The sequence below is a fragment of the Teredinibacter sp. KSP-S5-2 genome, assembly GCF_032773895.1.
Classification (GTDB): Bacteria; Pseudomonadota; Gammaproteobacteria; order Pseudomonadales; family Cellvibrionaceae.
In genome coordinates, this window is sequence record NZ_CP120416.1 from 5,005,726 (window position 1) to 5,026,955 (window position 21,230).

Here is a 21,230-nt window from a genome sequence, read left to right on the forward strand (position 1 = left end):
TATATTTTTTATTGTTGCAGTGGTGTGATTATTTTTATTCACATTATTGAGGTGGTTTAGTGGTGTAACCGTTTGTAAATACACAAAAGTATCAAATTGAACAAGCAAAATAAAATAATAGGCAGGCTGCCTGTATTAGAAAAAAGTGTATTACCTTGCAGACGATAGCCTTCGCCGGATATTGCTTCCCGTGCAAATTGTTCACCGGTGAACACAATTTTACCTTTGTTATCGATCAGGCCGCTGATGCCGGTGTTAGTTGAGCGGATAACGTAGCGGTTATTTTCCAGTGCACGCATTTGGGCCATTTGAAAATGTTGTAGCGGGCCAATGGAATCCCCAAACCAGGCGTCATTACTAATGGTCACCAGTATTTCGGCCTGACGGGCGCTGTCAGCCACTAGATCTGGGTAAACAATTTCGTAACAAATAGATGGGCTGATTTTATAGTGGTCTTCGCTGTCTTTATTAATATTGAGAATGGCGCTTTTCTTGGGGCCTTTGTGAATCACCGAATTGGGCAGATCAAAAAAAGCAATTAAACCGCGAAGATAGTTTTCAAAAGGTACGTATTCGCCAAAAGGAACCAGGCGTTGTTTAAAGTATTTATCGTTGGAATTGCCCAAGCCTAATATTGCGTTGTAGTAATAATATTGTTTTTCCTGTTCATCGTATCGGTCGTATAGAACACCACTCAATAAGGCAGTATTGGTCGACTCAGCTTGTGAGTTAATGAACTGGATAAAATTTTGTCCTTCCTCGTATAAATACGGAATGGCTGCTTCCGGCCAAACGATAATATCTTTGCCCCAGTGTTCTTCCGTTAAACCTAATAGGGTTTCTGCAATAAAAGGTTGGTATTTGGCTGACCACTTCATGGGCAGGGGAATGTTTGGCTGAACCATTGCGATCGATACGCGATTGGCTTCGAGCTTTTGTCCCCATTCAATGTTGCTGAGTAGTTTGCCTGCTCCCCATAAGCATAATATGGCAAGCGCAGCTGTTGCCAGGTAAGGAGTTCGTCGGGCATTTTTATGCAGGATAAGCGCAACTAGTGTGCCGCTTAACACGGCGATGTAGCTGACTCCAAGTACACCCAGGACAGGTGCCCAACCCGAAAGCCATGTGTCAATGTGAGCGTAGCCAATAAATAGCCAGGGAAAGCCGGTTAAAAACCAGGTACGGCTCCATTCACCTAGAACCCAAAGTGCGGGGAACGAGACAATAATAAAAAATGTATTTGCGGAAAAAAAACGACAAAATAAATAAAAGGGAGCGGCAAAAACGAGAGCGAGACTGGTGACAAATAGACCAGTAAGAATGACCGCTAGCGGCATTGCCGCAAACCCAAAATCATGAATGCTAACGTATACCCAAGATGCGCCACTAAGGTATAAACCCAGGCCAAAAATAAATGCGCGTATAAAACCTTGTTTACCCGAAAGACCTGCTAGCAGCCAGCTAAGGAGTCCGGCTGCAAATACCCCGAGGAACCAATGGCCATAAGGTGCCAACGAAAGTGGTGTGATTGCTCCGGCGGCTAATGCCAGTGCATGACCTTTCCAGTTGGAAAATCGGTTATCGAGAGTATTCATTTGTGGTTTTGAATGAATTAGTCTTCAGCGGATTTTTTATTTTTGAGTCGGGTAATTCTTAATAAATGAATTTGCCTGCTGTCTGAATACAGAACCCGAAAGCTAAACTTGCCTATGCTGACTTTTTCGTTACGGCTTGGCATATGACCGAAAGCCTGAGTCACAATACCGCCAATGGTGTCGAACTCCTCATCACTGAAATTGGATTTAAAGGTCTCATTAAAATCTTCGATGGGAGTAAGGGCTTTGACAATATAATCGTCCGCGGAAACCTGGCGAATGAAATCTTCGTTTTCTTCGTCGGTTTCGTCTTCAATATCGCCGACGATTTCTTCCAGAATATCTTCAATGGTCACCAAGCCGGAAATGGCTCCATACTCATCAATAACCAATGCCATGTGGTAACGGTTTTCTCTGAACTCTTTCAGTAACACGTTCAGCCGTTTACTTTCAGGTATAACATTGGCGTTGCGTAGTAGTGTTTCCAGGTTGAATTCTTTTTCTTTGTCCAGAATCAGGGGCAGTAAATCTTTGGCTAGCAGTATGCCTTTAATGTCATCAATTGATTCGCCAATTACGGGAAAACGCGAGTGACCGGACTCGATAACTTTTGGAAGGACTTTGTCCGGGGTGTCGTCAATGGAGAGAACCACCATCTGTGAGCGGGGAACCATAATTTCCCGTACTTGCTGATCGGCAACGTCAAATGCGCCTTCGATAATACTGAGAGCTTCCTGATCAACAACTTTGTTGTTGACGGCACCTTTTATGATGTCCAGTAATTCTTCTCGAGATTTGGGTTCCGTGGCGAAACCCTGAAACAGCTTTTCCAGCCATGAGCGTGGCTTACTCGGCTCGGGCTCCAGTGAGTGACTACTCGAAGGATCTTCTGACATGGTGGTGCAAACTCCTGATTTGCGTAAGTTGTGCCTTTATTGTGTTATTTGTACGTTTTTACTGCAGATTGCGCTGCTATACCTGATATGGTGGTGGATAGCCTAACGTTAGCATAATCTGTGTTTCGAGACTTTCCATTTCCTCAGCTTCGTGTTCCTCAATGTGATCATAGCCCAACAGGTGGAGGGTTCCGTGAATCACCATATGCGCCCAGTGGCTCTCCAGAGATTTTCCCTGTTCTTGCGCTTCCTGTTCCACGACTGCTGCACATATTACTATATCGCCTAACAATGGAAGGTCGATTTCATCCGGCAGTTCGCTGGGAAAGGACAGAACATTGGTCGGTTTGTCCTTTGACCTGTATTGGTTATTGAGCTGCTGACTTTCATCTGCCTCGACAATGCGTACGCAGATTTCTGAATCTTTTTGTGATTCAGGAAGTACGGCGTCAATCCAGTAAGTAATGTCTTCCTCGCTGGGAATACTGTCCCAGGTTTCTGCGCAGGCGATTTGTACGGCGATATTGGACATGGCGTTATCTTGGATGTTGGGGGGCATCTTGCTCCGCTTCTGCCCGGTCATAAGCTTCAACAATACGTTGAACAAGCGGGTGACGAACCACATCTTTGGCGCTGAAGCGGGTAAAACCAATACCATCAACGCCATCTAATACGGATGCTGCGTGTTTTAAGCCGGACAATACACCGCGAGGCAAATCCACCTGTGACGGGTCACCGGTAATAACGGCCGTTGAGCCAAAGCCTATTCGGGTCAGGAACATCTTCATTTGTTCCTTGGTGGTGTTCTGGCTTTCATCGAGAATAACAAAGGAGTTATTCAGTGTACGGCCACGCATATAGGCGAGTGGGGCTACTTCAATAATATTACGTTCGATCAGCTTGGCAACGGTGTCAAACCCCAGCATTTCGTATAGCGCGTCGTAGAGTGGGCGCAAATAGGGGTCAACTTTCTGTGACAGGTCGCCGGGAAGGAAACCGAGCTTTTCTCCGGCTTCAACCGCCGGACGTACCAATAGAATCCGTTCGATCTCATCTTTGATCAGGGCTTCTACAGCACAGGCCACGGCGAGGTAGGTTTTCCCTGTACCGGCGGGGCCAATGCCAAAATTAATATCGTGGGTTCTCACCGAAGCAACATAGCCTTGTTGGTTGGCGCCACGCGGTTTGATGGTGGCCTGCTTGGTGCGAATGATGCTCGCTGAATCCACCGCTTTCTGAACGTCTTGCACGGCTTTGGACTCCATGCCTGTCTCCTGTAGTGCCAAATGTATTTCGTCCGGAGTCAGTTCACCTTCTTCCGTTGCCTGATACAGTTCTTCGATTAAGTTTTTTGCTGCGCTGACTGCCTTCTTATCGCCGTGCAAAGTAAAAACGTTGCCCCTGTTACGGACCTCAACGTTAAGCCTTTGTTCGATTTGTTTGATATGCCCATCAAATTGACCGCAGAGGTTTGCCAGTCTGCGCGTGTCATTGGGTTCTAGGGTCAGTGTTTGCTGCTGAATTTGTGAGGTGCGATTAGCCAAGAGGTATGTGTTTTCCTGTATCACTATTTATGGAGTTTAGACTACCTTAACCGGGCAGACCTTGAAAGAGTCTGCCCGAAGAATATGACGAGAATTAGGTGCGCAAGATTAGTCCAGTTCAGAACCCAGTAAAACACCACGAAGGGAGTTTGGCAGGGCTTCTTCGATGAGAATATCTGCAAATTTGCCGATGAGCTCTGGTTGGTCGCAGCGGAAGTTCACCACTCGGTTGTTTTCGGTGCGGCCGCTAAGTTGTCCTGGGTCTTTTTTGCTGTAGCCGGTTACCAATACTTTTTCGGTATTGCCGACCATTTTGCGAGAAATGTCCTGTGCCTGCTGCAATATCCGGGTTTGCAATATTTGCAGACGTTGTTTCTTCACTTCCATGGGGGTGTCATCGGGTAAGTCTGCCGCGGGGGTGCCGGGACGCTGACTGTAGATGAAGCTGAAGGAGGTATCGAAACCGATATCCTGAATCAGTTTCATTGTGGCTTCGAAATCCTGTTCGGTTTCACCGGGGAAGCCAATGATAAAGTCGGATGAAAAACTGATATCCGGGCGCAAGGCCTTCAGTTTGCGTAGTTTGGATTTGTATTCAATCGCGGTGTGACCGCGCTTCATGGCCATCAATATACGGTCTGAGCCGGATTGGACAGGCAAATGCAGGTGGCTGACCAGTTCGGGCACTTCCGCGTAGACGTTAATAAGGCTGTCAGTGAATTCGACCGGATGGGAGGTGGTGTAGCGGATACGGTCAATCCCGTCGACCTCGGCCACCATGGTGATTAACTCTGCCAGGTCGCGGGTTTCTGCATTGGGGTCGCGGTAAGCGTTCACGTTTTGCCCCAACAGGTTGATTTCCCGTACCCCCTGGGCGGCCAATTGCTCGACTTCGCGGATAACATCGGCTGCGGGTCGGCTGACTTCTTCGCCTCGGGTATAGGGCACAACGCAGAATGTACAGTACTTGGAACAGCCTTCCATTACCGAGACGAAGGCGGTTGCGCCATCGGCTTCTGGTTCTGGCAGGCGATCAAATTTTTCGATTTCAGGGAAGCTGATGTCCACCACGACTGCGCCATTGTCTCTCGGTGTTTCCATCATTTCCGGCAGGCGGTGTAAGGTTTGTGGGCCAAAGATCAAGTCCACGAATGGGGCGCGTTTGGCAATGGCTTCCCCTTCCTGGCTGGCGACACAACCGCCAACACCGATGATCAGATCCGGGTTTTTCTCTTTCAGGTTTTTCCAGCGTCCAAGCTGGTGGAAGAGTTTTTCTTGAGCTTTTTCGCGAATGGAGCAGGTGTTAACCAGCAGGACATCGGCTTCGTCAGGGTTTTCTGTCGCAACCATATCGTGTGAAGCGCCCAATAGGTCACGCATACGAGCGGAATCGTACTCATTCATCTGGCAACCGTGAGTCTGGATAAATAGCTTTTTAACGGGCTTTTTCGTGGCGATTTCTGACATGGAATTTCTATTGGCTCTTGCGCTCAAAAAATGAGCGCGAATTATACCGACAGGGGCCCTTCTTGCCCATACCCCGCTGGTCGTGCCAGGTCAAAAAAAACTTTTTCGACCTTGAAATTCCTCTGTTTTACCTCAAGATAGCAATACCCTAGAATGTCTAATTCAATTATTAAGGTGCGTGTACCCAATGGCTTCTAATCCTATTTTCAGAGTCATTTTTTACAATCAAGGCCAGGTATATGAAGTCTATGCTCGCGATATCTATCAGAGCGAGATGTATGGTTTTATTGAGGTGGAAGAGTTTATGTTTGGTGAGCGCACCAGCCTCGTGGTTGACCCTGGTGAAGAAAAACTCAAAGGCGAGTTTTCTGGCGTTAAGCGCTCGTATATTCCGATGCACAGTATTGTACGCATTGACGAGGTGGAAAAGAGCGGTACCGGTAAGGTAAGCGATATTAAATCGAGTGATAAAGTTGCCCAGTTTCCGTTCCCTACTGCGGTTCCCAAACCAACGCAAGATTCATAGGCTTTCTCCATGCCTTTGCATGTCAAACACTATCCTGATGTTACTGCAGGCGAAAAACCGGTTCTTTTATTGATTCACGGGTTGTTTGGTTCCCTGGAAAACCTGGGGGGGATTGCGCGTTTATTGGCGGATGATTTCGACTTGTATGCGATTGATTTACCCAACCACGGGCGTTCGGGGCATTTTGATTGCACCAGTTTGGAAGCCATGGCCGAAACGGTGTATGCATGGATTGCCGCCCTGGGGTTCAGCAAGCTGCATATTCTGGGGCATTCGTTGGGTGGCAAAGTGGCGATGGAGATTGCGTTGCTTCATCCGGAGCTGGTTGGTCGGTTGGTGGTGATTGATATCGCACCCGTTCACTATGAACCCCATCACCATGATGTTTTTTCCGGTTTATTGTCGATTGCGCCCGAAACCCTAACCAGCCGTAAAGAAGCGGATCTGCAATTGCAGCATCATGTGCCCGAAGTGGCTGTGCGCAGTTTTCTGTTGAAAAATCTGGTGAAGCAAGACGATGGTGGTTTTGCCTGGCGAATGAATTTATCGACGTTGCACAATGATTATGCCGAATTGATTAAAGGTAATCGTGCGGATAGTGAGTTTTGCGGCGAAGTGCTGTTCCTGAAAGGTGGTGAGTCGGATTACATTCAACGTCATCATTGGCAGGATATTATTGAAATATTTCCTAATGCTTCGGTAAAAATTATTTCTGATACTGGCCATTGGCTTCACGCAGAAAAGCCGGAGACTGTGGCGCGTTTAACCAAGCGCTTTTTGCTGAATGAAAGTTGAATTGAATATGTCTGAGCCTACTGATAAAGATGTTGAACAGTTTTGGGATTTGGTGGAAGAGGTGATTAACCTGGCCAATAGTAAAACTGAAACCCTGGACCCTGGTGTTGTGACCAGTGCGCTTATGCAGGCTACTGCCAGGTTTAATGCGTTTTATGTTGCTTCCAGTTGTGAGTCGAGAAAGGACTTTAAAGAAGATAAGGATGATGCGTTAAGCCGTTTTACAGGGGATTATAAGCGTCGCTTGGCGGAAAATCTGGAAGACTATATCGAGAATTACAAAATTTATATGGCCGATGATCAAGGTGTTCAGGAATAAAACTTTCCGATAAGTTCCAAGAAAAACAATAGCTGTTCACAGCCTATTGTGTTGCATTACATTTTCTCAAATTAAATAGATGCTCATCTAATCTGAAATCTTTCTGTGTTGGCAGACCATCGGAGGCAGGACGCCGACGATGAGCTTACATGGATGTATTTACAGCGTGTCTGCAAAGGCAGGAAGATTACAAGCTCTAAAGAATTCTACTTCGATTACCCAAAACTCTTTCTCGTTATTTTATTTACAGTTTCTATTTTATTTTGATTTCTATAATGGAGCGAACAGGCCGGAATGAGTTTGATATATTGAAGAAGAAAAACAACGCACTCAAATAGTGAGTGCGTTGTCTTGAGGTGAGAAGGAATTACTTAAGATCAAAACGATCTGCATTCATTACCTTCGTCCAGGCTTTAACGAAGTCCTTAACAAATTTTTCTTTGGCATCATCCTGTGCGTACAACTCGGCATAGGAACGAAGAATGGAATTGGCACCAAACACCAGGTCAACTCGGGTTGCGGTCCATTTCACTGTACCGGTTTTACGGTCGCAGATTTCAAACTGGTTTTTGCCAGCCGCTTTCCATTTGTTGCCCATATCTGTCAGGTTAACGAAAAAGTCATTGCTGAGTACGCCAACGTTATCGGTTAATACGCCGTGACTGCTGCCGCCATGATTGGTACCAAGTACGCGCATACCGCCAATCAGTACCGTCATTTCTGGAGCGGTAAGCCCCATCAATTGAGCGCGATCCAGCAGGAGTTTTTCCGATGCGACACTGTATTCTTCTTTCTGCCAGTTACGGAAACCATCATGTATGGGTTCGAGTACAGCAAACGAATCCGCATCGGTCATATCGTCGGTGGCATCGCCACGACCGGGTGCAAACGGTACGGTGATACTCACACCTGCATCTTGTGCCGCTTTTTCCACCGCTGCTGAACCACCGAGCACGATCAGGTCCGCGATACTGACGTTTTTGTCCAGACTACTTTGGACGCTTTCTAGTGCCGTAAGTACCTTTGCCAACCGTTCGGGTTCATTACCTTCCCAGTCCTTTTGTGGTGCCAGTCGAATACGGGCACCGTTGGCGCCGCCGCGATTATCCGAACCGCGGAAGGTTCGCGCACTGTCCCAGGCGGTGGCCACAAGTTCTGAAACGCTCAGTCCGCTGGCCAGTATTTTGGCTTTGATGTCAGCCACTTCTGCGTCGCTCAGGGTGTAGTCAACCGCAGGGACCGGATCTTGCCAGATAAGGTCTTCCGCGGGTACTTCTGTACCGAGGTAACGACTTTTCGGACCGAGGTCCCGGTGTGTCAGTTTGAACCAGGCGCGGGCGAAGACTTCAGAAAAGTAGTCCGGGTCTTTGTAAAAGCGCTCGGAGATTTCGCGGTAAATGGGATCTTTCACCATGGCCATATCGGCATCGGTCATAATCGGGTTATGTTTTACCGACGGGTTTTCAACGTCAGTTGGTTTGTCTTCGTCCCGAATATCGATAGGCTCCCATTGCCACGCACCGGCCGGGCTTTTCTTTAACTCCCAATCGTAGTTGAAGAGCATGTAGAAGTAGCCGTTATCCCATTTGGTTGGGTTGGTGGTCCAGGCGCCCTCGATGCCGCTGGTAATGGTTTGGTTGCCGACACCTTTACCTTGTGGGTTGTGCCAGCCGAGGCCTTGTTCTTCTACATCCGCCGCTTCCGGGTCTGGGCCCAGCTTTGAAGCATCGCCGTTACCGTGACATTTACCGACCGTGTGGCCGCCTGCTGTTAGCGCAACGGTTTCTTCATCGTTCATCGCCATGCGCGCGAAGGTAAGGCGAATATCTTTCGCGGTTTTCAGTGGGTCTGGGTTGCCGTCCACCCCTTCCGGGTTGACGTAGATAAGCCCCATTTGTACCGCCGCCAGAGGGTTATCAAGCGCATCGCGGTTTTCACTGTAAGCACGTTCTGTACTTTTCCCCAGCCATTCGGTTTCTGAGCCCCAGTCAATATCTTTTTCCGGGTGCCAGATGTCCGCGCGTCCGCCAGCGAAGCCGAAGGTTTTTAGCCCCATGGATTCGTAGGCGACATTTCCGGCGAGAATCATCAGATCTGCCCAGGAAAGCTTGTTGCCGTATTTCTTTTTGATGGGCCATAACAGACGGCGGGCTTTATCTAGGTTGACGTTGTCCGGCCAGCTGTTCAGAGGGGCAAAGCGTTGGTTGCCTGTACCGCCGCCGCCACGGCCATCCGCGATACGATAGGTTCCGGCTGAGTGCCAGGCCATACGAATCATAAGGCCACCGTAGTGTCCCCAGTCTGCGGGCCACCAGTCCTGGCTGTCTGTCATCAAGTTGTTTAGGTCTTGTTTTACTGCGGCCAAATCCAACTTCTTAAACTCTTCAGCGTAATCAAAATCGTCACCTAATGGATTTGTTTTAGTGTCTTGCTGGTGGAGGATGTCCAGATTGAGTGCCTCTGGCCACCAGTCCATACCCGACGAGGAGCCTGCCGAGGTTTTACCCCCGTGCATAACGGGGCATTTGCCTGCGTTGTTATTCATAGTGAGTTTCCTTATTGGTAATCCTCTATATCAAATATAAAAATATTGGATTGGATGTCTATCGTTGTTGGCTGCCTAATTAGTGTAGGAAAACTCTTGCTCTTTGCATAAGCTATTATGTCGAACGATATGATAGATATTTTTAATTAATTGTCCGGTTGGAGATGTGCCCCGGCAATGGTCACCGGGGGAAATATCGTTAATTTTATGGGGAGCTTGTGTGGGCTATTGACTGGAGTTCATGGGCGCGAAGGTAAAAACATGGGGTGTTTGTGTATCTACATAGACTTTTATCCAGTCCTCGTTGGTGTCTCCAAAGCTTTCCACTCGCAGGAAGTTTTTCGGTGGATGACGTTTCATCAGCCGGGGGCGGTCAATTCGGAAATAGTGCGAATCGCCATGGGCTAATACCACGGGGTTGTTGAATTCGCGGGCTTGCTTCTCAAGTAATGTCAAAAAAGGGATGAAGTGTTTTTTATTCCGCATTTCCGGGTCTTTTTCCAGGCCGGGGTTTGCTTGTGTGGCAATTAGAATCGCTCGGCTTTTGTTCTCTTTTGCGTAATCAAATGCCGTTTGCAGCCATGCCAAGGCGGCGGCTTCCCGGTAACGAATTTCAGCATCGTGTTTTTTTGTCCGTTTTACCCGACCCAATTTGTCGAATTTATTTCGGCCATTTTTACTGCCTGTTATGTGTATGGTGGCATAGGTCACGCCGCCCTCGGCCCACATCAGGTTTTCCTTCATAAGCGGGTATTTCGGGTGCAACGCAGCTTGTGAGGCGACTTTTCTTGGGTGTTTACCCTGCGTTAAATCAGGCGTGCTGAAAAAGATATTTCTTAGTTTGGTTAACCGCTCCATGGGGTCGTAGCTACCCGCCAGAAAGCGATGGCAGTCTGTCCATTCATTGTCGCCTGGGGTGAGAATAAATGCGGATTCGAATTCGTTGAAGCGGCGCAGCCTGTCCAGGTACATCTCATCCGAACATCGACTGGCCCCGGATTTTATATCTCCTACATGCAATACCCATTGGATGTCTTTATCGGCGTTAATTTGTTTAACGGTATTGCTGAGTTCGGTATTCGGTTTGTTGGGCTTTAAGCCATATGGCATATCCCCCAATAAAGCAAAAGCGTAGGGAGGTTTGCTGTCGGCATGGGCGCATAGGCAGATAAATAAACAGCTTAGCAATAAAGTGATTTTCAACGCGGAGTACCTTGTATGAAAGTGTTGATTTTATTCATATGATGAGCGGATCACTGGATTCTGACGGAAACTCTCTATAATAGGCAACCAGGTTATTTTTAAATCATGTGTAAATAGGTAGCTACCGTGAAAAATGTTATTCGGGTTTTGATCGTGTTCTGGGGAATTCTTATTGCTGGTGATATTTTGGCCAGGGATTCAATTAACAATCATTCTATTGCCAGTGCATTAAACCACCCCGAGTTTGAAAACAAAGTGGGAACGGCTGTTCGGTTTTATTTTGGTGATCAAACCGTACCGGCAATTGAGAAAAAAATTCGTGTGTATAACACCACGCGAAAAACTCATGCGATTGGTAAAACCGACCAGCAAGCGTGTGAATGGGCATTTCTTTCGACCTTGATTGCCCTTCGTGATAGTGCCTTGCGTGAAGGCGGGGATGCGGTGATTAACATTCAATCTACCTATAAGGGCGGTATCTTCAACAGTAAAACGGAATTCCGTTGTGGTGCTGGGGATATTATGGCCGGTGTATCGCTACAGGGAACGGTGGTTAAACTGAAGTAACGTTTTGCGATCGATACTTTCTTATTATCGAAATTAAAAAAAAAGCCACTCACAGGGAGTGGCTTTTTTATGTAAGTTAAAAACTGAATTACGCGTTTTTCAGTGCTTGTCTTACTGACGCCAGTTTCACACACAAAACAAATACCTGCATTGCTTCGTCAACTTGTTCAACGGTTGGTACCGTTGGTGCAATACGGATATTGCTGTCTTGTGGGTCATTGCCATATGGGAAGGTTGCACCCGCTGGAGTCAATTTCACACCGGCTTCGTCAGCCATATCAACGACTTCCTGTGCAAGGCCTGGACGGGTATCGAAAGAGATAAAGTAACCACCTTCAGCGGATTCCCATGCACCTAGGTCATTGTCACCAAAGGCTTCTTCCAAGTGCTTAAGTACGCTGGCAAAGCGAGGCTTGATGATTTCCGCATGCTTTTTCATGTGGGCATTCAATGAGCCTTCTTCAGCAAAGAAGTTAACATGACGCAGTTGGTTGACTTTGTCTGGGCCGATAGTGATAAAACCAAGTGACTTTTTGAAGCCTGCAAGGTTGGCATCACTGGCCGCGACGAAGGCAACACCTGAGCCGGCGTGGGTAATCTTTGAGGTTGAAGCAAATTGAATAACGCTGTCTTCAGTTCCTGCTTTGGCACAGGCTTCGAAGATGTTGGCCAATTGCACTGGGTTATCGGTCAAATCGTGGATTGCGTAGGCGTTATCCCACATAACGCGGAAGCCATCGCCAGCAATCTTACCTAACTGTGCAATGCGCTCAACGGTCTCGTCGCTATAGATAACGCCGGTTGGGTTGGAGTATTTGGGGACACACCACATACCTTTGATACTGCTGTCCGCTTTCAGCATTTCTTCTACTTTGTCCATATCTGGGCCAGTAGATGTCATCGGCACGGTAACCATTTCAATGCCAAGGTGTTCACAGACCGAAAAGTGACGGTCATAGCCTGGTACTGGGCATAGGAACTTAACGCTGCTTTGTTTGTTCCAGGCAGACTCTGGGCCGTTTAAACCAAAAATGTGAGCAACCGTCATCACTTGGTGCATTAGCGTCAAGCTACTGTTTCCGCCGGCCAGTACATTGCTGGCAGGAACACCCAAAATTGAAGCGCCTAATTCACGAGCTTCAGGAATACCTTCAAGGCCCCCGTAATTGCGGACATCAATGCCGGACTTGCTGGTGTAGTTGCCCTTCAAAATACCATCCAGGCTATCAGAAAGAGAAACTTGTTCGGCCGAAGGCTTTCCTCGAGTAAGGTCAAGTGAAAGGTTTTTTGCCTTAATGGTCGAGAATTCTGCGGCTAAGGTTTGCTCCAGGTTTTGCAGTTGTTCTTGACTCGCGTTCGTTAAATTCAAGGCGGTATCCTCTACAATGGTTGATGGTTTCGGGGCGAAATTATAGGCATTCTTGTGCCGGAAAAACAGACAAATTCAACGTCAATCGAACGATTGCTGATTAAGGTCAGATTTTGCTGGTGTTGGCGGTCTGGAGCTATGTCTGCCCTCTCGTGACCTGAGCTGCTTGATACTGTTTTTGCTTGTCCGGGCTGAAGATTTTTCCGGAAAAACAAAGGTAGAAAGTAGGAGAAGATACGGCGCTGAGTAAATGTTAGACTGAGCGCTTTATCGATTCGTCTTCTTTGCTCATGAATAAACTGTTTATTTCGTCCGGGTTTGTCGAGGATGGTGTACTGACTAATGCACTGGGGGAAACCCTGTGCATGAGGAGCCTTCCCCGCTTTTTGCGTGTTTTATTGACTACCGATGGAACCGTGACCAAAAGCATCGAATCTTACTTTTGGGAACCGGTGAGTGTAATTAACCTTGAGCAGTCTTATGTTCATCTTAGTCAGCCCGCCGCTTTTATTAATAAGGTGGCTGGGGACAAAGTGCTCGAGCGTTGTGTTGAGTTAGTGGGCGAACAATCTGCAAAGCAGTTTGTCCATGCACGCTCATTGATTTGCACCCAGTATTTAGGCGAACAGTTAAAAGCTGATCTGGAAGCCGGAAGGGTGGGGATAGGTGAGTTGCTGCGTGAATGTGGTTTGGAAACCTATCGGGAAATTATGCAGATTGGTTACACCGACCAAGACCACTGCTTTGCTACCGAAGACAAATTAATATGGCGCACCTATCGTATAGTGATGGATGGCCACCCGTTAATCCAGATCACCGAAAGCTTTCCTTTGGCGGCTTACCAATAATTGTGATGTTTTGAGTGAAGAAAATGAGTCATCTTGAATATATAGAGAAAATTTTTAAAGACAGTATCTCGGTTAAAGAAAGCATCTTGGCCTCCTCTGAGGTGAAGCAATCCATAGATACTGTGTGCCAGGTTTTAGTCGACGCATACCGTGCAGGAAATAAAATGCTGATTGCAGGCAATGGAGGCAGTGCTGGAGACTCACAGCATATTGCTGCCGAGCTGGTTGTGCGTTTTGAAAAAAATCGTAAAGGCTTGCCTGCGATTGCATTAACCACTGACACGTCTATGTTGACGGCAATAGGGAATGATTTCGGTTTTGACCATCTGTTTAGTCGACAGGTGGAAGCCCAGGCAAAACCAGGAGATGTTTTTATTGGTATCAGCACTTCCGGTAATTCAAAAAATATTATTGAAGCAATTAATGTGGCAAAAGCTGAATGTGTGACGACTATTGGCTTGTGTGGTGCGGGAGGAAAAATCAAGGATATGGTTGACCACGCAATTTGTGTCCCATCAGATTGTACCGCGCGTATTCAGGAAAGCCATATAGTTATCGGTCATATTATTTGCGGTGTCATCGAGCAAAAAGTGTTTGATAGTGAATAGCGGATTATTTTAATTCCCCCACCATATGTTCTGCTTTCGCTTATTTGTTGGGATATTCGACAAAAGAATCATTAATCAACAGATGCGATAGCCGGATATATGGTTTTGCCAAACAATAGCTTTTTCAATTCTTAATATTCTTATTTCCTGTTAATAAATTGGTGGTTTATTTGTTTTCCCCTTTTTGATTTTGCATTTTTCTTTGTTTTTCTCGTCCATCTGCTGCAATCGTAACGCCGCCGCTTTTGTATTTAAAAGCCTGCGCCTGTAGTTTGGCGGGTACTTCTTGTGTGTGACGTTCATCACGGTTGAAGTGTTAACTTCCTTCTTGTAGGTCATGTGTTTGTTTCGTTTTACGTACCTATTTTCCCAACTGCGTCTCGAAATAGATATTTTTTTGTACAAAGGGCGAAGCGTTTTGTGTACGTATACGTCTTTACTATGTCGTTTTTATCTGAATATCGAAAACATAGGACTTGATTTTGGGGGATGCGCTTACTGGGAGTGCTTATTCATTGGAGCGGAATCCATTTTTTAATACTTACTCATATATTTGATTTTTAGTCATTCAAATACATTGGTACCTTGCCTGGTTATGCCTTTTGACTTGGTTTTGATTCAGTATTACACGGCAATAGTATCTGATAAAAAAACGAGTGCGAAAATCGCATTAAACAGAAATATAACAATACATATGTTTAACGTGGGGCGTTTTCTTATGAACTTCAATCTCCAGAAAATGGAACTAAGGCTGGCTGACTTTCGAAAATGCCTGCAATTATTGTTGCCTGCACTATTTGCTGTAGTCAGTATGGGAGCTCATGCCGCGCCGGCGCAGGTGCGTGTGGTTTGGGATAAGTCGCCTGACACCGAAGCTGTCGTTGGCTACACACAATCTGCAAGCGGTGGTGATGGTTATGTGATGGCAGGTACGTCCCCTGACGCCTCTACCTGGCAACTTCACAGTGTTAGCTATACATATACTTATGGTTCTTTGGCCAGCGGCTTTGTTCGTCTCTCAGGCCTGACTCCGGATACCAATATTTATTTCCAGGTATGTGACAATAGTGGTTGTGGTGATAAATTCTGGTTTAAAACCGCAGCAGCAACACCGGAAAATGTTACCTTCGTGGCTGGTGGTGATTCGCGAACCTATCGTTCTCCTCGTCAACAGGGCATGCGTTTGGTTAGCAAAATTCGCCCGGAGTTTGTTTTATTTGGGGGGGATTTTACCGATGGCAATCAGGACTATGAGTTGGATGAATGGCTTGATGATTGGACGTTGAGTTACTCCAATGACACGATTAATGGCGAAACTTTTAAACGTATATATCCGTTAGTTCCCACAGTGGGAAATCATGAAAATAACAGCCACTTGTTTATGTGCCGGGTATTCGGTTCGGATCCTGATGGGAACAACCAGTGTACGCTTCGTGATACCTATTCTGTAATGTCTATCGGCGGTAATCAGGCGCGTATTTATACTCTGAACAGTGAGTTTAGAAATTCGGGGTATGGTGCGCAATGGGATCAGCAAAATACGTGGTTGAATAGTGATTTGGCGGTAGGTGGTGTGGGGGCGAAATGGCGTTTTGCACAATACCATAAACCGATGTTTCCTCGCACAACAAGTAAACCTTTCATTTATGAAAAAATGTTCGAGTGGTCTTCGCCTTTTGAAACCTATCATATGAATGTGGTGGTAGAGTCTGACAGCCATCTTGTGAAATATACTTGGCCGGTGGTGCCAACCAATAATGATTACTTGAAGGTGGATGCCGGTACGGTTTATATCGGTGAGGGGAGTTGGGGAGCACCAACTCGAACAGCAAACAGGCAATCCAATTGGATTGCGGATCAAAATAGTTTTGCACAGTTTAAAGTGATTCAAATTGCAGGAGACGATATTGATATTCGTACTGTGCGATTTTCCGGAGAAAGTGCGACCAGTGCATTGACCAAAGCTGAGCGAGACGCAAATGCGTTGGTATTACCGGCTGGTTTAAGCCTTTGGGATGCCAAGGATGTTGGGTCTGTTTATTCTATTACGCTGGATAGCTCTGGTTTCTCCCGTGTGGGCAAAAGCTCATCATCGAGTTCCAGTTCTTCTTCAAGTTCCAGCTCTTCTTCAAGCTCTAGTTCCTCGTCGAGTTCAAGTTCTTCTTCAAGCTCTAGTTCCTCATCGAGTTCCAGTTCTTCTTCAAGCTCTAGTTCATCATCGAGTTCCAGTTCTTCTTCAAGCTCTAGTTCCTCGTCGAGTTCCAGCTCTTCTTCAAGCTCTAGTTCTTCGTCGGGTTCGGGTTCTTCAACAAGTTCTAGTTCTTCTTCAAGCTCTAGTTCTTCGTCGGGTTCGGGTTCTTCAACAAGTTCTAGTTCTTCTTCAAGTTCAAGCAGTTCATCGAGCTCCAGTTCTTCATCAAGTTCCAGCTCATCGTCGAGCTCTGGTGGTTCTACTGATGGGGACGGTTCAAGCGGCGGCGGTAGTATTCCCGGTCATTATTTGTTGTTAGGTATGCTCTTGTTGATGATACGTTCAAGAAGAGTTAAAAAATAAATATATCTTGATCTGAGTTTCCCCTAAATATTTATCCTGCTTATATCAGGTGTAAATATTTAGGGGGATATTTGAATTTTAAGATGAGTTTGAGTGACATCTTCACAATGTTGGATGAAAAAAACAGGAACAAAAAAATCGTATCGTCCACAGAATCGCAGCACTGCGTTGCACACATTTTTTGTGTTAACAATTATGTTTCTAAATCTATTGCTCTTTTTTCGATTGCGTGTACCAGCCCTTCAAATAAATATGCATGAGCAGGCAGGCATGCGTACCAGTATGCAATTCCTGCTGGGCCTGCAGGGTGCCAATAAGCGGTTACGCTTAGACTCCTCATATTTTGGTGTTCGCGAATTTTAAATTCGAGCACGCCAGAGCCAGGGGCTTTCATTTCCATTCTTAGCGTAAGTGAGGCTTTGGGTTCTAATCCAATTACTCTCCAGCTATCAATGACATCGCCAACACGCAGAGTTTTATTATCACGTCGTCGCCTGCGAAAGCTGGGGCCGCCCAAAGGCCAATCGATAGCCCTGCGAATAAACCACAAATTTTCAGCAAAATAAAACCCTTGCTCGCCACCAAATTCCTGTACGGCTTGCCAAAGGCTTTCCCTGTTGGCGTGAGTTGTGATTTCATGACCGGCGCGTTTTGCGTAATAGGCGTGATTAAAATCGTAATTGCGACAGACATAGGAACCTTCCACCCAATGGGCAAGTTTGGCTCCATTTTTTTCCAGATTCAGGGCATCCTGAACGGCTTCTTCGAAGCTCAGTAAATCGTGCGGAAATATTTTTTTTATTTTGCTGTTGTTGGCAATGATGTCGTGTGCGAGGCCGTCAATTAACGCCCTGGCGATATTTGTTGGCACTGAGGTTACCAGCCTTAGCCAGTAGGATGACAACTTGGGGCTCAGAATGGGAACTCGGATCAATGAGAAAGATTTTTGTGCGATTCGTCCATAAGTACGCATCATTTGCTCATAGGTTAGGGTTTCAGATCCTCCGACATCATAGGTCTCACTGTGCGAAAAATCTTTCTCTGCTATGGCTGTAAGGTAATGGAGTAAATCTTTCAGGGCTATGGGGGTGGTCTTGGATTGAACCCAATGAGGGGTAATCATTAAGGGAAGATAATTGACCAAATCACGAATAACTTCGAATGCGGCCGAACCTGGGCCAACGATCATACCGGCACGAACTTCAATAATGGGAATCCCTGAACTGCGTAAAATCTCTCCCGTTTCCGCTCTACTTTTGAGATGTTCGGATTTTGGATCGTTCGGGATCAGCCCTCCCAGGTATATTACTTTCTTAACGCCTTTTTCCTTTGCTGCTTTGGCAAAATTTTGGGCAGCTTGTTTATCGATCTCCGCGAACTTTTTGCCGCTGGCCATGGAATGGATAAGGTAGAAGACGGTATCGATCCCTGTCAGCGCTTTGTTTAGTGTGTGAGGGGATAACGCATCGGCTTCGACTAATTCCACCTCGTTCCACTCCCTTGCTGCAAGCACTTCTTTGTTGCGTGCTGAGGCTCTAACAGTGAATCCTTTTTTGGCCAGTTCGGGGGTTAGATACGTTCCGATGTATCCGCTTGCTCCCAATACTAGAACTCTTTTGTCGGTATCTTGAGTCATACAAGCCTTTTAATCGCCTTTGGATGGCGCTGCAGCAGGTAGAGTTTTGATTATGGGGAGGGAAAGCACGAATTACCCTACCAAATACATAGTCTGGTATACATTACGAGCGATGGGTAGCAGATGGATTATTGAAATCGGATTAAAGAGGGGGAAATGGTAGCTAGGGGGAGACTTGAACTCCCGACCTCAGCATTATGAGTGCTGCGCTCTAACCAGCTGAGCTACCTAGCCATTTCAGAGGGCGGCTATTTTCACTAGTCGCCCTGGCAAAGTCAAGTGTTATCTGGGTGACTTCTTGATCTCTATACGTTAAAGCGGAAGTGGATAACGTCTCCGTCCTTGACGATATAGTCCTTGCCTTCCAGACGCCATTTACCAGCTTCTTTCGCGCCCTGTTCACCGTTATGGTCCACAAAGTCCTGGTAGCCGACTACCTCTGCGCGGATAAAGCCTTTTTCGAAGTCTGTGTGAATCTTACCTGCGGCTTGAGGAGCGGTGGAGTTGACAGGAATTGTCCAGGCACGGACTTCTTTTACTCCGGCAGTAAAATAGGTGTGTAGGTTGAGTAACTCGTAACCTGCTCGAATTACGCGGTTTAACCCTGGCTCTTCCATGCCCATTTCTTCCAGAAATTCGGCTTTTTCTTCGTCATCCAGTTCAGCAATTTCAGATTCCAGCTTGCTGCAAATGGCCACGACGACGGCGTTCTCTTCGCCGGCAATTTCGGTCACGATGTCGAGCATCGGGTTATTGTCGAAGCCGTCTTCTTCCACGTTGGCAATATACATGGTGGGCTTTAGCGTCAGCAGGCTAAGCGGCTTCAGTAGAGCCTTTTCGTCTTTGTTTAAGCCGAAGGCTCGGAGCGGTTTGGCTTCGTTTAAGTGGGGTAGGATCTGTTCCAACAGAGCCTTCATCTTAATGGCGTCTTTGTCTTGGCCCTTGGCGAGCTTGCTGTAACGCTGTATCGCTTTTTCCACCGATTCCAGGTCAGCTAACGCCAGTTCGGTGTTGATGACTTCAATATCTGCAGCGGGGTTAATTCGACCTTCTACGTGAATAACGTTAGGGTCGTCAAAACAACGCACAACATGGGCAATGGCATCGGTTTCACGGATGTTGGCCAGAAACTGGTTACCCAGGCCTTCACCTTTGGATGCCCCTGCAACCAAGCCCGCGATATCAACGAATTCCATAGTGGTGGGCACGGTGCGCTCAGGCTTAACAATCTCTGCGAGTTTGTCCTGGCGTGGGTCTGGTACCGCAACGACACCCGCGTTTGGTTCGATTGTGCAGAATGGAAAGTTTTCCGCATCGATACCTGCTTGTGTTAATGCATTGAAAAGCGTTGATTTGCCGACATTTGGTAAACCAACAATACCGCAGTTAAAGCCCATATGTATGTCCGTCAGTTATCTGTTATTTAGGGTTGCTGGAATGAAGTTCTCGCACCGCAGTTTCCCATTCTCCCGCTACCACGAAAGGTATAATTTTTTGTGCACGGGAAAGCGCGTTGTCGATTTCGATTTGTTGATCTTGTGGTGCGCGTTTGAGTACGTAACCGGATACCTGTTTTGCGTTACCCGGATGGCCGATGCCGACGCGCAAACGTGCAAAATTCTTGTTGTTCCCCAAGGCGCTGATGATATCGCGCAGGCCGTTATGGCCTCCGTGACCACCACCACGTTTCAGTCTTACATCACCGGGGGATAAATCCAGTTCGTCGTGAATAACGAGGATTTCTTCTGGTTCGATTTTGTAAAAGTTAGCCAGGGCGGCGACAGCTTGTCCGCTAAGGTTCATAAATGTGGTTGGAACCAAAAGGCGAGCATCTCTGGTGCCGATAAAAATTCGGCAGCTTGCTCCAAAAAACTTAGGGGTGTCCTGCAGTGGTTCTGAGTAATCCCGACTGAGTTCTTCGACGAGGTCTTGACCAGCGTTGTGCCGTGTATGAGCATATTCCGCACCTGGGTTACCCAGACCTACGATCAGTTTAACTGGCGTACTTGGCGCTTGCATGGAAAAGCTCTAAGTGGAGAGTGGTATTTGAATCAAGCGAGCCCGGTATCGGACTCGCTGAAAACGAAGGCTTACTCAGCGCCTTCTTCAGATCCGCCTTCTTCATCAGATGAAGCAGTAGCGCCGCGACCTTTCTGAATCGCTGCAACTGGAAGGTCGTGGTCTGCGCCGTGGCTCAATGCAACGGATTCCACGCCTTTTGGCAAGTTGATGTCTGAAATGTGAACTGTTTGTCCAACTTCAACATTAATCAAATCGACTTCAATAAACTCAGGTAAGTCGCCTGGCAAACAAGAAATCTCAAGCTCTGAAAGGCTGTGAGTAACTGTTCCGCCTTGCATCTTAACGCCTTTGCTCGTTTCTTCGTTGATGAAGTGAAGAGGTACTTTAGTAACGAACTTCTTGGTTTTGGATACGCGCAAGAAGTCAGCGTGCATCGCGTTACCTTTCGCTGGGTGGCGTTGAAGGTCTTTAAGAATAACGCTCTCGCCTTTGCCATCGATTACAAGGTCAATGATGTGAGAATAGAACGCTTCGTTTTCCAAGTGCTTGTTGATTTCAAAAGCACTTAGAGTGATGTTTTGAGGCTTTTTACGACCACCGTAAACGATTGCTGGAACTTTATTTTCTTCGCGACGCAGGCGGCGGCTCGCACCTTTCCCTTGATCATCGCGAAGCTCTGCATTTACTACAAAGTCTTCATTAGACATTTTATTTCTCCAAAAAAGTAGCGTTATTG

General features: G+C 46.8%; 19 protein-coding genes and 1 tRNA gene. 7 read left to right on the forward strand and 13 right to left on the reverse strand.

All coding sequences use genetic code 11. The features are described from left to right. Positions 1–56 precede the first annotated feature (56 nt). The 5 genes from lnt to miaB all read right to left on the reverse strand — a co-directional run bounded on the left by lnt (position 57) and on the right by miaB (position 5,502). Positions 57–1,595: an apolipoprotein N-acyltransferase gene (gene lnt, locus P5V12_RS21635; RefSeq protein WP_316955164.1), complete on the reverse strand. Its 1,539-nt coding sequence runs from the start codon at positions 1,593–1,595 to the stop codon at positions 57–59. 17 nt (positions 1,596–1,612) lie between these two features. Further along, positions 1,613–2,491, reverse strand: a complete 879-nt coding sequence (locus tag P5V12_RS21640) for an HlyC/CorC family transporter (RefSeq protein WP_316955165.1) — start codon at positions 2,489–2,491, stop codon at positions 1,613–1,615. Between the two features lie 76 nt (positions 2,492–2,567). Beyond that, a complete protein-coding gene (gene ybeY, locus P5V12_RS21645) occupies positions 2,568–3,023 on the reverse strand; it encodes an rRNA maturation RNase YbeY (RefSeq protein WP_316957469.1) in 456 nt (151 codons plus the stop codon). Positions 3,024–3,027: 4 nt separating this feature from the next. Continuing rightward, positions 3,028–4,035: a PhoH family protein gene (locus tag P5V12_RS21650; protein ID WP_316955166.1), complete on the reverse strand. Its 1,008-nt coding sequence runs from the start codon at positions 4,033–4,035 to the stop codon at positions 3,028–3,030. A 108-nt stretch (positions 4,036–4,143) separates the two neighbouring features. Further along, entirely contained in the window at positions 4,144–5,502 is a 1,359-nt protein-coding gene (miaB, locus tag P5V12_RS21655) for a tRNA (N6-isopentenyl adenosine(37)-C2)-methylthiotransferase MiaB (RefSeq protein ID WP_316957470.1), read from the reverse strand. A gap of 187 nt (positions 5,503–5,689) precedes the next feature. Here miaB and P5V12_RS21660 point away from each other — a divergent pair, with 187 nt between their 5' ends. Genes P5V12_RS21660 through P5V12_RS21670 form a run of 3 tightly spaced genes read left to right on the forward strand, consistent with a single transcriptional unit; the run spans position 5,690 to position 7,142 of the window. Further along, positions 5,690–6,028, forward strand: a complete 339-nt coding sequence (locus P5V12_RS21660) for a DUF1820 family protein (protein ID WP_316955167.1) — start codon at positions 5,690–5,692, stop codon at positions 6,026–6,028. Positions 6,029–6,037: 9 nt separating this feature from the next. Next, the gene (locus tag P5V12_RS21665) at positions 6,038–6,823 is read left to right on the forward strand and encodes an alpha/beta fold hydrolase (protein ID WP_316955168.1); all 786 of its coding nucleotides are present in this window, start codon (positions 6,038–6,040) and stop codon (positions 6,821–6,823) included. A gap of 7 nt (positions 6,824–6,830) precedes the next feature. Then, positions 6,831–7,142: a DUF3144 domain-containing protein gene (locus P5V12_RS21670; protein WP_316955169.1), complete on the forward strand. Its 312-nt coding sequence runs from the start codon at positions 6,831–6,833 to the stop codon at positions 7,140–7,142. A gap of 367 nt (positions 7,143–7,509) precedes the next feature. Here the strand turns inward: P5V12_RS21670 and katG are convergent, their stop codons facing one another. Further along, positions 7,510–9,687, reverse strand: a complete 2,178-nt coding sequence (katG, locus tag P5V12_RS21675; protein ID WP_316955170.1) for a catalase/peroxidase HPI — start codon at positions 9,685–9,687, stop codon at positions 7,510–7,512. A 225-nt stretch (positions 9,688–9,912) separates the two neighbouring features. Further along, positions 9,913–10,890, reverse strand: a complete 978-nt coding sequence (locus P5V12_RS21680) for a metallophosphoesterase (RefSeq protein ID WP_316955171.1) — start codon at positions 10,888–10,890, stop codon at positions 9,913–9,915. Positions 10,891–11,016: 126 nt separating this feature from the next. On the opposite strand from P5V12_RS21680, the gene P5V12_RS21685 reads away from it, so the two are divergent. Further along, positions 11,017–11,457 carry an excinuclease ABC subunit A gene (locus tag P5V12_RS21685; protein WP_316955172.1) on the forward strand — a complete coding sequence of 147 codons (441 nt, stop codon included), beginning with the start codon at positions 11,017–11,019 and terminating at the stop codon, positions 11,455–11,457. A gap of 88 nt (positions 11,458–11,545) precedes the next feature. Here P5V12_RS21685 and P5V12_RS21690 read toward each other — a convergent pair whose 3' ends face one another. Beyond that, entirely contained in the window at positions 11,546–12,826 is a 1,281-nt protein-coding gene (locus P5V12_RS21690) for an aminotransferase class I/II-fold pyridoxal phosphate-dependent enzyme (protein WP_316955173.1), read from the reverse strand. A gap of 290 nt (positions 12,827–13,116) precedes the next feature. Here P5V12_RS21690 and P5V12_RS21695 point away from each other — a divergent pair, with 290 nt between their 5' ends. From P5V12_RS21695 to P5V12_RS21705, 3 genes are all read left to right on the forward strand, one after another. After that, on the forward strand, positions 13,117–13,674 hold the full coding sequence (locus tag P5V12_RS21695; RefSeq protein WP_316955174.1) for a chorismate--pyruvate lyase family protein: 558 nt from the start codon (positions 13,117–13,119) through the stop codon (positions 13,672–13,674). A gap of 23 nt (positions 13,675–13,697) precedes the next feature. Then, positions 13,698–14,282, forward strand: a complete 585-nt coding sequence (locus tag P5V12_RS21700; protein WP_316955175.1) for a D-sedoheptulose 7-phosphate isomerase — start codon at positions 13,698–13,700, stop codon at positions 14,280–14,282. Between the two features lie 718 nt (positions 14,283–15,000). After that, positions 15,001–16,836, forward strand: a complete 1,836-nt coding sequence (locus P5V12_RS21705) for a metallophosphoesterase family protein (RefSeq protein WP_316955176.1) — start codon at positions 15,001–15,003, stop codon at positions 16,834–16,836. Positions 16,837–17,029: 193 nt separating this feature from the next. Here the strand turns inward: P5V12_RS21705 and P5V12_RS21710 are convergent, their stop codons facing one another. The 5 genes from P5V12_RS21710 to P5V12_RS21730 form a co-directional block, all read right to left on the reverse strand. Next, on the reverse strand, positions 17,030–18,472 hold the full coding sequence (locus tag P5V12_RS21710) for a DUF2867 domain-containing protein (protein ID WP_316955177.1): 1,443 nt from the start codon (positions 18,470–18,472) through the stop codon (positions 17,030–17,032). Positions 18,473–18,629: 157 nt separating this feature from the next. Next, positions 18,630–18,706: transfer RNA gene (locus P5V12_RS21715), tRNA-Met, on the reverse strand. 71 nt (positions 18,707–18,777) lie between these two features. Continuing rightward, positions 18,778–19,869 carry a redox-regulated ATPase YchF gene (gene ychF / locus P5V12_RS21720; RefSeq protein WP_316955178.1) on the reverse strand — a complete coding sequence of 364 codons (1,092 nt, stop codon included), beginning with the start codon at positions 19,867–19,869 and terminating at the stop codon, positions 18,778–18,780. 22 nt (positions 19,870–19,891) lie between these two features. Then, positions 19,892–20,491 (reverse strand): aminoacyl-tRNA hydrolase, encoded by a 600-nt coding sequence (pth, locus tag P5V12_RS21725; protein WP_316955179.1) that lies wholly within the window; start codon positions 20,489–20,491, stop codon positions 19,892–19,894. Positions 20,492–20,562: 71 nt separating this feature from the next. Further along, entirely contained in the window at positions 20,563–21,201 is a 639-nt protein-coding gene (locus P5V12_RS21730) for a 50S ribosomal protein L25/general stress protein Ctc (protein ID WP_316955180.1), read from the reverse strand. Between the last annotated feature and the right edge of the window lie 29 nt (positions 21,202–21,230).

What these genes read in the sequence shown, in the direction of transcription:
- lnt (WP_316955164.1), bottom strand. Translation starts at nt 1,595, where the DNA reads ATGAATACTCTCGATAACCGATTTTCCAACTGGAAAGGTCATGCACTG.
- P5V12_RS21640 (WP_316955165.1), bottom strand. Translation starts at nt 2,491, where the DNA reads ATGTCAGAAGATCCTTCGAGTAGTCACTCACTGGAGCCCGAGCCGAGT.
- ybeY (WP_316957469.1), bottom strand. Translation starts at nt 3,023, where the DNA reads ATGTCCAATATCGCCGTACAAATCGCCTGCGCAGAAACCTGGGACAGT.
- miaB (WP_316957470.1), bottom strand. Translation starts at nt 5,502, where the DNA reads ATGTCAGAAATCGCCACGAAAAAGCCCGTTAAAAAGCTATTTATCCAG.
- P5V12_RS21660 (WP_316955167.1), top strand. Translation starts at nt 5,690, where the DNA reads ATGGCTTCTAATCCTATTTTCAGAGTCATTTTTTACAATCAAGGCCAG.
- P5V12_RS21665 (WP_316955168.1), top strand. Translation starts at nt 6,038, where the DNA reads ATGCCTTTGCATGTCAAACACTATCCTGATGTTACTGCAGGCGAAAAA.
- P5V12_RS21670 (WP_316955169.1), top strand. Translation starts at nt 6,831, where the DNA reads ATGTCTGAGCCTACTGATAAAGATGTTGAACAGTTTTGGGATTTGGTG.
- katG (WP_316955170.1), bottom strand. Translation starts at nt 9,687, where the DNA reads ATGAATAACAACGCAGGCAAATGCCCCGTTATGCACGGGGGTAAAACC.
- P5V12_RS21695 (WP_316955174.1), top strand. Translation starts at nt 13,117, where the DNA reads ATGAATAAACTGTTTATTTCGTCCGGGTTTGTCGAGGATGGTGTACTG.
- P5V12_RS21700 (WP_316955175.1), top strand. Translation starts at nt 13,698, where the DNA reads ATGAGTCATCTTGAATATATAGAGAAAATTTTTAAAGACAGTATCTCG.
- P5V12_RS21705 (WP_316955176.1), top strand. Translation starts at nt 15,001, where the DNA reads ATGAACTTCAATCTCCAGAAAATGGAACTAAGGCTGGCTGACTTTCGA.
- P5V12_RS21710 (WP_316955177.1), bottom strand. Translation starts at nt 18,472, where the DNA reads ATGACTCAAGATACCGACAAAAGAGTTCTAGTATTGGGAGCAAGCGGA.
- ychF (WP_316955178.1), bottom strand. Translation starts at nt 19,869, where the DNA reads ATGGGCTTTAACTGCGGTATTGTTGGTTTACCAAATGTCGGCAAATCA.
- pth (WP_316955179.1), bottom strand. Translation starts at nt 20,491, where the DNA reads ATGCAAGCGCCAAGTACGCCAGTTAAACTGATCGTAGGTCTGGGTAAC.
- P5V12_RS21730 (WP_316955180.1), bottom strand. Translation starts at nt 21,201, where the DNA reads ATGTCTAATGAAGACTTTGTAGTAAATGCAGAGCTTCGCGATGATCAA.